9 protein-coding genes are annotated in these 11,843 nt (G+C 23.9%); 6 read left to right on the top strand and 3 right to left on the bottom strand.

Features of this window, described 5'->3' with window-relative positions:
- Positions 1 to 708 precede the first annotated feature (708 nt).
- The 5 genes from lptD to apaH all read left to right on the top strand — a co-directional run bounded on the left by lptD (position 709) and on the right by apaH (position 7,330).
- Positions 709 to 3,057 carry an LPS assembly protein LptD gene (gene lptD, locus AUT07_RS01970; protein WP_066283495.1) on the top strand — a complete coding sequence of 783 codons (2,349 nt, stop codon included), beginning with the start codon at positions 709 to 711 and terminating at the stop codon, positions 3,055 to 3,057.
- 96 nt (positions 3,058 to 3,153) lie between these two features.
- Positions 3,154 to 4,455, top strand: coding sequence for a peptidylprolyl isomerase SurA (surA, locus tag AUT07_RS01975; RefSeq protein WP_066283497.1), 1,302 nt, complete (start codon positions 3,154 to 3,156; stop codon positions 4,453 to 4,455).
- An 8-nt stretch (positions 4,456 to 4,463) separates the two neighbouring features.
- Complete coding sequence (pdxA, locus tag AUT07_RS01980; protein ID WP_066283500.1) at positions 4,464 to 5,459, top strand: 4-hydroxythreonine-4-phosphate dehydrogenase PdxA; 996 nt, start codon at positions 4,464 to 4,466, stop codon at positions 5,457 to 5,459.
- Positions 5,452 to 6,270: a 16S rRNA (adenine(1518)-N(6)/adenine(1519)-N(6))-dimethyltransferase RsmA gene (gene rsmA / locus AUT07_RS01985; protein WP_066283503.1), complete on the top strand. Its 819-nt coding sequence runs from the start codon at positions 5,452 to 5,454 to the stop codon at positions 6,268 to 6,270. The genes pdxA and rsmA overlap by 8 nt, the downstream gene beginning before the upstream one ends.
- Before the next feature lie 238 nt (positions 6,271 to 6,508).
- Complete coding sequence (gene apaH / locus AUT07_RS01990) at positions 6,509 to 7,330, top strand: bis(5'-nucleosyl)-tetraphosphatase (symmetrical) ApaH (RefSeq protein ID WP_066283505.1); 822 nt, start codon at positions 6,509 to 6,511, stop codon at positions 7,328 to 7,330.
- 10 nt (positions 7,331 to 7,340) lie between these two features.
- Here the strand turns inward: apaH and folA are convergent, their stop codons facing one another.
- The 3 genes from folA to fpr form a co-directional block, all read right to left on the bottom strand.
- On the bottom strand, positions 7,341 to 7,829 hold the full coding sequence (folA, locus tag AUT07_RS01995; protein WP_066283508.1) for a type 3 dihydrofolate reductase: 489 nt from the start codon (positions 7,827 to 7,829) through the stop codon (positions 7,341 to 7,343).
- A 197-nt stretch (positions 7,830 to 8,026) separates the two neighbouring features.
- Positions 8,027 to 8,794: a triose-phosphate isomerase gene (tpiA, locus tag AUT07_RS02000; protein WP_066283510.1), complete on the bottom strand. Its 768-nt coding sequence runs from the start codon at positions 8,792 to 8,794 to the stop codon at positions 8,027 to 8,029.
- Between the two features lie 211 nt (positions 8,795 to 9,005).
- Positions 9,006 to 9,752, bottom strand: coding sequence for a ferredoxin--NADP(+) reductase (gene fpr, locus AUT07_RS02005; protein WP_066283512.1), 747 nt, complete (start codon positions 9,750 to 9,752; stop codon positions 9,006 to 9,008).
- 452 nt (positions 9,753 to 10,204) lie between these two features.
- On the opposite strand from fpr, the gene AUT07_RS02010 reads away from it, so the two are divergent.
- The gene (locus AUT07_RS02010) at positions 10,205 to 11,689 is read left to right on the top strand and encodes an amino acid permease (protein WP_066283514.1); all 1,485 of its coding nucleotides are present in this window, start codon (positions 10,205 to 10,207) and stop codon (positions 11,687 to 11,689) included.
- The last annotated feature ends 154 nt before the right edge of the window (positions 11,690 to 11,843 follow it).

Genomic DNA, 11,843 nt, shown 5'->3' on the forward strand with positions numbered 1-11,843 from the left:
ATGATCATCATTAAATATTTTAGCTATATTTCAGATTAATTAATATTAATAAATATTAATTATGCTTTATTATTACTGAATAACTAATCTTAAATTTGTATTTAAGACTAATCAGAGTATTTATATACTATATAATAATTTATTCATGACAATTATATAATATATATTATTATATCAGTAGAGAGTTAGTAGATTAATACTAAGTGATTTTTATATAAATTAAAAGTTTGATATTATTTGTTAATAATATATCTCCATTTTTTAAAAATTTTAATAATTTTAAATTATAGTGTTTCTATAATTGAAAGATAATTTAATATTTTGATATTTTTATTTTTTTATATTTTTTATCTTACTTTGAATTAAGGATAAATTTTGTTATTATATTTAATATAACAAAAAAATTAATTATTTTTAATATATAAAATTAATAAAACTTATTTCTTATTTTGATTTTAAAATGTATTTATTAAAATATTTTATATCATGTCATCATAAATAAAATCATTTAATAAGATGTAATAAAAAATAAATTATATATCATTTAAATAATTTTTAATTATAGTTTAATATTTATTAAATTTATAAAAAATAATAATATAAACATATAATGTAAAACAATTTTGTAATATTGATGTAATATTAGATTTTATATTAAATTATTTTTTTAGTTTTTATCTTAAATTTTTATTTTTTGAAAATGTGATAATGATAAAAAATCACTTAACACTATTTGCTATTTTGATTGGAATAATTATTCATAGCAAAAATACTTATTCTAAGCTAACAGAACAATGCTTATTAGGAATACCTATATATACCAAACCAATCGTAAAAGATAATCTAAATAATTTACCTATTTATATCAATGCAAAAAAAATGACTAGTAATAATACTAATGTTATTGAATATGAAGGTAATGTGGATATTCAACAAGGTAATCATACTATTAATGCTAACAAAGTTCTTTTAACTAAAGAAAAAACTACAAATAGAAAAATATTACGTAAGATCACTGCAACAGGAAACGTTAGTTATGATAATTCACAAATTATCTTGACAGGATCAAAGGCATGGTTTGATTTTAATAATCAAAATATTGATGTTGAAAAAGGTGAATATCTAATGATTGGGCGTCAGGGTCGTGGTTATGCAGATAAAATAAAGTTACGAATGAAAAATCGTTATACTATTTTAGAAAAAGGTATGTTTACTACTTGTCTTCCAGGTAATAATAGTTGGAGTATTATTGGTTCAAAATTTGTTTTAGATCGTGAAGAACAACTTACTAAGATATGGAATGCTTATTTTCGTATTGCCAATGTTCCTATTTTTTATATCCCGTATTTACAGTTGCCAACTGGTACTACTAAACATTCTGGTTTTTTGTTACCTAATGGCAGTTATTCTAGAGGAGTTGGATTGAATTTTATATTACCTTTTTATTGGAAAATTAAACCAAATTATGATTTAACTATTACTCCACAATTTATGACTTTTCGTGGAATAAAATTAAATAATGAGTTTCGTTATATTACTCCAGCTGGAGATGGCATTGTTTCTATTGATTGGCTTCCAAGAGATCGTAGTTATATTAAAAATAAAAAAAATGGTAAATATCCTAATCGTGAAAGTAATGGACGTTGGCTTTTATATTGGTATCATTCTGGTATCTTAAATCAAATATGGTGTTTTGATATTGATTATACAAAAGTTAGTGATTCAAAATATTTTACAGATTTTGCTTCTAAATATGGTAAAAGCACTGATGGATATATAACTCAAAAATTTAGTTTTGGTTATGATAAAGCTAATTTAAATATATCTTTAACATATAAACAGTTTCAGCTTTTTGTCCATTCATTAAATAACAAAAATAAAAATTATAAAATTGAACCTCAATTAGATATTAATTATTATAATAATAATTTAAATTTATTTAATTTTAATACTTATATCCAAGCTATGCGTATTATTAGCATTAAATCAACTAATCCTAATGTCACTAGATTACATGTTGAACCAGAATTTAATTTACCATTATCAAATGGTTGGATAAATATAAATAACAAAATAAAAGTAATGGCAACATATTATAATCAAAATATTGATAACACTATAGTTAATAGTCAATTAAAAAAAAATGTTGTTCGTATTTTGCCTTTAATAAGTTCTGAGATTAAATTATTGTTTAAAAGAAATATTTTGATGCAAAAATATTATTTACAAACATTAAAGCCTAGAATTCAATATCTTTATATCCCTTATCGTGATCAAAATAATATTAATAATTATGATTCATCATTATTACATACAGATTATAATGGATTATTTCGTCATCTTATATATAGTGGATTAGATCGTATTGCTTCTGCTAATCAATTGACAACTGGTATTACTATGAGTATTTATGATGATACATTAAATGAATGGTTTAATTTTTCTATTGGACAAAAATATTATTTTACTAATTCAAAAAATAAAGATGGTTTTTTACCTTTTAAAGAGAAAGTAAATAATGGTTCATTATTATGGGTTGGTGATATTTATTTACGATTAACTAATAATTGGTTATTGCGTGGTGGATTACAATATAGCAGACGTTTTAATGATATAACTATGGGTAATATTTTGACAGAATATCATCGTGGTTTTAATAAATTAATTCAATTAAATTATCGTTTTGTAGATTATAATTATATTAAAGACACTATTAAAACTCAACGAATTTTTCAAAAAGAGATATCTCAAATAGGAGCTATAATTAATTGGCCTTTAGGTTGTAATTGGGATTTTTGTGCATCATATTATCATGATATATATAAGAATCAACCAGTTAGTAGATTAATAGGTATACAATATAAAACTTGCTGTTGGTCAATTAATATCGGATATGAGCGTAAAATTGTTGATTGGCAACAAAAAACTTGTTTAAGTAGTTATGATAATAGATGGTCGATTAATGTAGAATTAAATGGATTAAATAATAATCATCATTGGGAAAGTAAAAAAATGTTATCAAGTGGCATTATACCTTATCAAGGATATTTTGAATAAATTTGATATATTATATTTGTAATATTAATAGGTCCAGTTATAAAAAAGATTAATTAAATAGTAATATGTTATGGCATATATAATGAGAATTATTATATGAATTTTAGCAAAAAATGTATTTTTGCCTTGTTTTTTATATTTAATATCCCTACATTGAAAGCAATAGAAAAATTAGATCAAATAACTGCTATTGTTAATGAAAGTATTGTATTAAAAAGTGATATTGATCGTATGTTAAGTATAGTTAAAATTAATACTAAAAATACTGGACAAAATTTTTTTAATGAAAAAAAATTATATAATAAAATATTAGAAAACCTAATTTTAGAAAAAATTATTTTGCAACTTGCAGAAAAAATGCAAATTCAAATATCAGATTCAGTAATAGATGAAACTATCAATAGTATTGCAGAACAAAATGGTTTAACAATTAATCAATTTAAACAACAATTATTAAGAGATGGTATTAATTTACAAGATTATCGTAGTAAAATTAATAATGAAATTATGATGCAAGAGGTGCGTAATAAGGAAATTAGCCGTCAAATTATCATTTTGCCACAAGAAGTAGATTTGCTAAAAAAACAACTTAATTCACAAGTTATTGGTCAGGATGTTAATGTTAATTTAAGTCAAATTTTGCTTTTATTACCAAAATATTCAACTAATGAAAATAATCAATCATTAATTAATTTAGTTAAAGATATCTTTATACAGTTAGAACAAGGAGTTGAGTTTGATAAACTTGCCACTAATTATTCTTCAGATATTAATGCTTTTAAAGGTGGTAGCATGGGATGGAGTAAAGTTTCCGAATTACCAATTGAAGTTGCTAAAGAAATACAATATTCTAAAAAAGGTGATGTAATTGGACCTATACGTTCTGAAATAGGATTTCATATATTAAAAATTAATGATATAAAAAATAATAATATTCCAATATTAGTTACTGAAGTAAAAACTTGTCATATACTAATTAAGTTTTCTCCAATTATGGAGAATAGGCGAGCATATTTAAAAATAAAACAAATTGCTAGGCAAATTCAAATAGGAAGAATAACATTTTCTGAAGCAGTTAAAAAATACTCAGAAGATCCATTATCTGTATTAATAGATAAAAATTTAAAGTGGAATATACTGAGTGAATATAATCCTATATTTCGTGATGCTATAATGAATTTAAGTAAAGGTGAAATAAGTAAGCCAATTAGATCTTCTTTAGGTTGGCATTTAATTAGATTGGAAGATATTAGACAGATTGATAAAACTGATATAATAAAGAAAGACTATGCATATCGAATATTATTCAATCGTAAATTTAATGAAAAATTTCCTTTATGGTTGAAAGAATTGCGTGCATCAGCATATATAAAAATTTTTCATGATAGTGATATGTAATAATTTTTATGAAAAAAATGACTAATACTATTGTTTTAACTACTGGTGAGCCATCTGGAATTGGTCCTGATTTATTAATTCAACTTGTTCAACAAGATTGGCCTGTACAATTAGTTACAATTGCTGATCCAGAATTGTTACTTAATAGAGCTAATCAACTTGGTTTAAAATTAGAATTAATTAGGTATTCTTCTAAGTTACAAAATAAAGGTCAAAGTGCTAAATCATTAATGATTTTACCTGTAAAATTACCAGAGCCTGTAAAATTAGGACAATTTAGTAAACAAAATAGTAGTTATGTAATAGAAACCTTAAGTAAAGCATGTGATGGTTGTATTTCAGGTGAATTTGCAGGATTAGTTACAGGTCCAATTCATAAAGGTATTATTAATGATGCTGGTATTCCATTTACTGGTCATACAGAATTTCTTGCTAAGAAAAGTAAAGTAAAAACAGTTGTAATGATGTTAGTTATAGAAACTTTTCGTGTTGCACTTGTAACAACTCATTTACCTATTAAGGAAGTTGCAGATCAAATTACTTTTGAGAACCTTCAGCAAGTCATTTATATATTAAATAGTGAATTACAATATAAATTTAGAATTAAGTCACCATCTATTTATATTTGTGGATTAAATCCACATGCTGGTGAAGGTGGTCATATTGGTCGAGAAGAAATTGATACCATAATTCCAGTAATAAAAAAATTACGCAATGAAGGATTACAACTGCATGGCCCTTTTCCTGCAGATACATTATTTCAATGTAAATATATAAATAAGGCTGATGTTATTTTAGCAATGTATCATGATCAAGGTCTTCCTGTGCTAAAATACTGTGGGTTTAATAATTCGGTAAATATTACTTTAGGATTACCTTTTATTAGAACATCAGTAGATCATGGTACTGCAATTGAGTTGGTTGGAACTGGTAATGCGAATGTGAATAGTTTAACCAATGCTTTAAAATTAGCTATCAGAATATTTCAAAATAACAATGAATAATCAAATGTATTTAGGATATGTTGCTCGTAAATGTTTTGGACAACATTTTTTGACTGATCAATTAATTATTAATGATATAGTTAATTTTTTTAATCCAAAAGTAAATCAGTCTATTGTTGAAATCGGTCCTGGTTTTGGTGCATTAACTGTGCCAGTTAGTAATCGTATAGATCATATGACAATAATAGAGTTAGATCGTAATCTTGCTATTTATCTATCTTTACATCCTATGCTTTTGGGAAAAATAACAGTAATACAAAAAGATGCAATGACGTTTGATTTTAGTAAAATATTAAAAAAAAATAATAAACTAATTAGAATATTTGGTAATTTACCTTATAATATTTCAATTCCTTTAATATTTCATATTTTTGCTTATTCTGATATTATTTTTGATATGAATTTTATGTTACAAAAAGAGGTTGTTAATCGTTTAATAGCAAAACCAAACACAAAGACATATGGTCGTCTTAGTGTAATGGCACAGTATTATTGCAAAATAATTCCTATATTAAATATTCCACCCTCAGCTTTTACACCAGTCCCAAAAGTGGAGTCAACTGTTGTTAGATTTATTCCTCATGAATTAAATCCATATTCTATTTGTGATGTAAAGTTATTACGTCTTATTACTACGAGAGCATTTAATCAACGACGTAAAACTATTCGTAATAGTTTAGGAAGTTTATTTAAAATTGAAGATTTTAAACAATTAGATATTAATCTAAACAATAGAGCTGAAAATATTTCAATAGAAAATTATTGTAAATTAGCTTGTAAATTATCTAAAATAATTAATGGTTTTAGATAAAATTTAGAAGTACTATGTTAAATAAATTACTGAGTATATATAAGTTTACAGTTTTTTATTAATAAAAAATCTTTACTAAAAATATATAAATTAGTTTTTATATAAACTTTTACTTACTTAAATTAGTATTTTTTAGTATGATTTTTTAAATATTAGTTAATTATTAATAATTATGTTATAACTTTCATAAGAAAATTTTATTTTTAATTTATTTTATTCTAACGGTTATAAATTAATTATGGCTACTTATCTTATAGGAGATATTCATGGATGTTATCGTGAACTCAGGGAACTTTTAAATAAAGTAAATTTTAAACCACAAAACGATATTTTATGGTTAACAGGTGATTTAGTTACTCGTGGTCCTGATTCTCTAAAAGTTTTACGATATATTAAAAATTTAGGTTCATCAGTTAGAATGGTTCTAGGTAATCATGATCTAAATCTTATTAGTGTATATGCTAATATTAGTCATCATAAACCAAAAGAAAAATTAAAAAAATTAATAAAAGCTAATGATTTTGCTGAATTAGTTTTTTGGTTACGAAATCAACCATTATTACAAGTAGATAATAATAAAAAAATTATTATGAGTCATGCTGGGATAACCCCTCAATGGAATTTATTAATCGCTGAAATGTGTGCTAAAGAGGTAGAAAAAGTACTAAGTAGTGATATTTATCATCCATTATTAATGGATTTTATGTATAAAGATATACCGAATAGTTGGTCTCCTAATTTAAGTGGATTATCTCGTTTATGTTTTAGTATTCAAGCGTTAACGCGCATGCGTTATTGTTTACCTGATGGTCAATTAAATATGATGTTTAAGAATAAACCAGAAAAAACACCATTACCTTTAAAACCGTGGTTTAGTTTTCCTATAAATATACCAGCAGGGTATTCTATTATTTTTGGTCATTGGGCTTCTTTAGAGGGTAAAGGGACTCCTAAAATGATTTATGGATTAGACACAGGATGTTGTTGGGGGGGGGAATTAACTTTATTACGTTGGGAAGATAAACAGTACTTTAGCCAGCCTGCTTTTATAACCAGATAAATTAAAAATTTTATTTTAATCGTTCTAATATCTCAAAACGGTAATTATGAGTATTTTTTTTGTCTGCTCTATGATACTCTATGAATACTGTTTTCCATGAAGTAGACTTATAATTAGGAAAAAAAACATCTCCTATAATATTAATATCTACATGTGTTAAATAAATTTTATTTGCATAGGGTAAAAATAATTCATAAATTTTTCCACCACCGATAATCATTGTTTCTTCCATACTTTCTGTTATATCTAGAACTTCATTAATTGAATGAACCCAAATAATTCTGTTATCATTATTTAAATAAGTATGACTAAGAATGATATTTAATCTTTGGTCTAAAGGATTACCTATAGATTCATAAGTTATACGTCCCATGACAACAGGTTTATTTAATGTGTTTTTTCTAAACCAAGCCAAATCAGTAGATAAAATCCATGGTATGCGGTTTTTAAAGCCAATAGCTTTATTTATTGAAATTGCTGCAATTAAGCTAATATTCATTAAGTTGTTTTATAATTATAAGTAATTTATATTTTATAATAAAAATATAACAATTGATAAATTAATATTTTTAATATTAATTTTATAATTTTAAAAATTATTATTTTTTAGATTATATAAAAACAATTAATATATTCTTATAATTTTTAATTATATTATTGTTAATAAATTTATACTATTATTTAATATAATTATTATTAATAATTATATTTTTTTAATGCAGCATATATAATAGACATAAATGAATCTAAATTTAGTGATGCACTGCCAACTAATACACCGTCAATATCTGGTTGAATAAAAAATTCAGCTGCATTATTAGCGTTTACTGAACCACCATATTGAATAATTACTTGTTTAGCAATAGAATAATTTTCTTTTGCAAGATAATTACGAATATGTTTATGTACTGCTTGTGCATGAGTTGGAGAAGCTGATTTACCACTACCAATAGCCCAAATAGGTTCATATGCAATAACAGTATTTTTAAAAGCATGAATACCTAATTTATTTAATATTATATCAATTTGATTAATACAAACTTTTTCAGTTTTACCAGAATTATATTCTTCTTGAGTGTCACCAATGCATAGTATTGGTATTAATTCTTTTGATTTTAAAATTAAAAATTTCTTTGAAATTTGTTCATTAGTTTCCTTATGGTGAATTCTACGTTCAGAATGTCCAATAATAGTATATTTTACACCTATATCTTTTAGCATTTCAGCTGATGTTTCGCCAGTAAAAGCTCCAGATATATTTATATCTACATCTTGAGCGCTAAGTTCTATATTACTACCAGTCAAAGCTTTTTTTACTTGTGATAGGTAAATTGTAGGTGGGGCGATTACAATATTACATTTAGTTATATTATTTAACTTTTTATGTAAAATTTGAACAAATTCTTCAATTATTTTTGTATTGCCATTTAATTTCCAATTCCCAATGATTAATGGATAATGCATTTTTTCTCCATATGTAATATGTTTATTATAAAAAATTAATTATTATTTTACATATGTTTTACATATTTTAAAATAGTAATTTTATTTTTGTTATTTAATAATCATTGAAATATTTGATTAAAAAATTATTTTTTAGTCCTCTATTAATAGAATTAAGTGTTTAATTTTAGTTTTGTCTATTAATAAATTCTATTTTTGCTAAATTAATAATTTACCAGTATTGCTCAGTACTAATTTGTCCATTTTTATTATTGAAACGTTTATTCATCCCCCTTTGTATTTTTAATAAATTTTGTGTATCTTTAATCATCCCTGGATTTCCACAAAGCATAATATGACTAGTTACTGGATCAATTTTTGCTTTTGTTTCTTTTTCTAGTTGTCCATTTTCAATTAATTTTGGAATGCGACCTGTAAGTGATCCAATCTTATTTTCTCGACTTATAATTGTTTGTATTTTTAATTTATTTTTATATTTTTTTTCTAATATTTTCATCAATGGTAAGTAACTAAGATCTTTAGCATATCGTACTGCATGTACTAAAATTATTTGCTTAAATTTCATGAAATTTTTACCTAGTTGTAAAATAGATAAAAACGGTCCAATTGCAGTCCCTGTTGATAACATCCAAAGAGTTTCACAATCAGGTAATTCTTCTAATATAAAAAAACCTGAAGCTTTTTCAGTGATATATATATCATCACCATATTTTAATTCTGCAAGATGCGGACTGAGTTTTCCATTTTTTATATTAACAAGATAAAATTCTAATTTATTATTAAATGGAGAATTAACATAAGAATAAGCTCGTTGAATACGTTGGCCATTAATTTCTAATGCAAGTTTAGCATATTGTCCAGCAATAAATGGTTTAATTGGTGCTTCAAGAATTAAACTAAATAATGATTTTGTCCATTTATGATTTTTAATAATTTTGCCTTTAACCCAATTAGTCATATAATTATCCTCAAGGTGCATAAGAATTTAATTCTTATTACTATTTGTATTAATAATAATTTATTAATGATGTAATTATTATTTAATAATTTATAAATATATTATAATATAAATAAAATCATAAACTATATATTTATAAGTTTATTTTTAATTTCTTCTTAAGAAGATTGGCGTTAATGTATTTTAAGGTATTAATTTTTATTTAAAAATAAGTAAGTTATTGAGATAATAGGTTAATTATATAATTGTAAGGTTAAATTAAAATTGCTTTTAATAAAATTATCTTAATAATTTACTTTAATAAAGTATGGTATTAAAGAAAATTGAAAAACGTAGTTTTATATGAACAAATACTTTTATTTTTTATTAAAAATCTGAAAAAATAATTTGTTTTTTAAAATAGTTATATTGTTATAATTAAAGATGTTATATTGAAAATAATAAGGTCATTAATGTCAAAAAAATTAATAAAACCCGCAGAAAATACTACAACAATATTGCGTCAAGAATTGAAATCTAGTCATTTAATAATGATAGCTATTGGTGGATCTATTGGAACAGGGTTATTTATTGCCTCTGGGGCAACTATAGCCCAAGCTGGGCCAGGCGGTGCTTTAGTATCTTATGTTATTGTTGGTTTAATGGTTTATTTTTTGATGACCAGTTTAGGTGAGCTTGCAGCCTATTTGCCTATTTCTGGTTCATTTGCTACTTATGGTTCTCGATATGTAGATGATGGATTTGGTTTTGCCTTAGGTTGGAATTATTGGTATAATTGGGCTATTACTATAGCTGTTGATTTAGTAGCAGTACAATTGATTATGGAATACTGGTTTCCTAAAATTGATGGTTGGGTTTGGAGTACAATATTTTTAATTATTATTTTTATTTTTAATTATATTTCTATTAAAGGTTTTGCTGAAGCAGAGTATTGGTTTTCTTTAATTAAAATAATTACTGTAATAATATTTATTATTATTGGTTTATTACTTATTATTGGTAGTATTAATCATGGATTAGAAAATATTGGATGGCATAATTGGAAAATTGGTGAAGCTCCTTTTGTTGGAGGATTATCCTCAATTATAGGAGTATCTATGATTGTTGGTTTTTCTTTTCAAGGAACCGAATTAATTGGTGTTGTTGCTGCTGAATCTAAAGATCCATATAGTAGTATCCCTAAAGCAGTACGACAAGTATTTTGGAGAATTTTACTATTTTATGTTTTGTCTATATTGGTCATCAGTTTAATTATTCCATATTGGGATCCACGTTTATTATGTAATAATATTAGAGATATTAATATTAGTCCATTTGCGTTAGTATTTAAAAATGCAGGACTAGTATCTGCAGCTAATATTATGAATATAGTTATTTTAATAGCAGTATTATCTTCATGTAATTCTGGTATGTATGCTTCTACTAGAATGTTATATAATTTAGCTAAAGAAGGAAAAGCACCTAAAATTTTTTCTAGGTTATCATCAAGTGGAGTTCCTAGATATGCTTTATTTGTTACTGCTACAGTAGCAGGATTTTGTTTTTTAAGTTCTATATTTGGAAATCAGGTTATTTATTTATGGTTATTAAATACATCAGGTATAACCGGATTTATAGCATGGTTAGGAATTGCTATAAGTCATTATCGGTTTCGTAAAGGTTATATATTAAATGGATATGATTTAAATCATTTACCTTATCTTTCTGTTTATTTTCCAATTGGACCGATATTTGCTTTTATTTTTTGTTTAGTAATTATTTTTGGTCAAAATTATCAATTATTTTTAGAAGATCAAATTGATTGGTATGATATAATGACTCATTATTTTGGTATTTTTATATTCCTCATAATATGGTTTTGTTATAAAATTATTAAAAAAACTCATTTTATTAATTATCGTAATATGAATTTTTCTAATTGTGATAAAAATAAATAATTATCAGTAATATTATTACTTTTTACTAAAAAAATAGTATTTTAAATTCATGATTATATATTTTATAATTATTAATAAAATATACTAATATCAAAAATTAATATTCCTAATTAAATAATTTATTAGACCAAATATTAAATTATATTAAAAGCTA

The sequence above is a fragment of the Candidatus Arsenophonus lipoptenae genome, from assembly GCF_001534665.1.
Lineage (GTDB): Bacteria > Pseudomonadota > Gammaproteobacteria > Enterobacterales > Enterobacteriaceae > Arsenophonus > Arsenophonus lipoptenae.

Excerpts from the sequence above, each read along its gene's own strand:
- lptD (WP_066283495.1), top strand. The coding sequence starts at position 709 with ATGATAAAAAATCACTTAACACTATTTGCTATTTTGATTGGAATAATT.
- surA (WP_066283497.1), top strand. The coding sequence starts at position 3,154 with ATGAATTTTAGCAAAAAATGTATTTTTGCCTTGTTTTTTATATTTAAT.
- pdxA (WP_066283500.1), top strand. The coding sequence starts at position 4,464 with ATGAAAAAAATGACTAATACTATTGTTTTAACTACTGGTGAGCCATCT.
- rsmA (WP_066283503.1), top strand. The coding sequence starts at position 5,452 with ATGAATAATCAAATGTATTTAGGATATGTTGCTCGTAAATGTTTTGGA.
- apaH (WP_066283505.1), top strand. The coding sequence starts at position 6,509 with ATGGCTACTTATCTTATAGGAGATATTCATGGATGTTATCGTGAACTC.
- folA (WP_066283508.1), bottom strand. The coding sequence starts at position 7,829 with ATGAATATTAGCTTAATTGCAGCAATTTCAATAAATAAAGCTATTGGC.
- tpiA (WP_066283510.1), bottom strand. The coding sequence starts at position 8,794 with ATGCATTATCCATTAATCATTGGGAATTGGAAATTAAATGGCAATACA.
- fpr (WP_066283512.1), bottom strand. The coding sequence starts at position 9,752 with ATGACTAATTGGGTTAAAGGCAAAATTATTAAAAATCATAAATGGACA.
- AUT07_RS02010 (WP_066283514.1), top strand. The coding sequence starts at position 10,205 with ATGTCAAAAAAATTAATAAAACCCGCAGAAAATACTACAACAATATTG.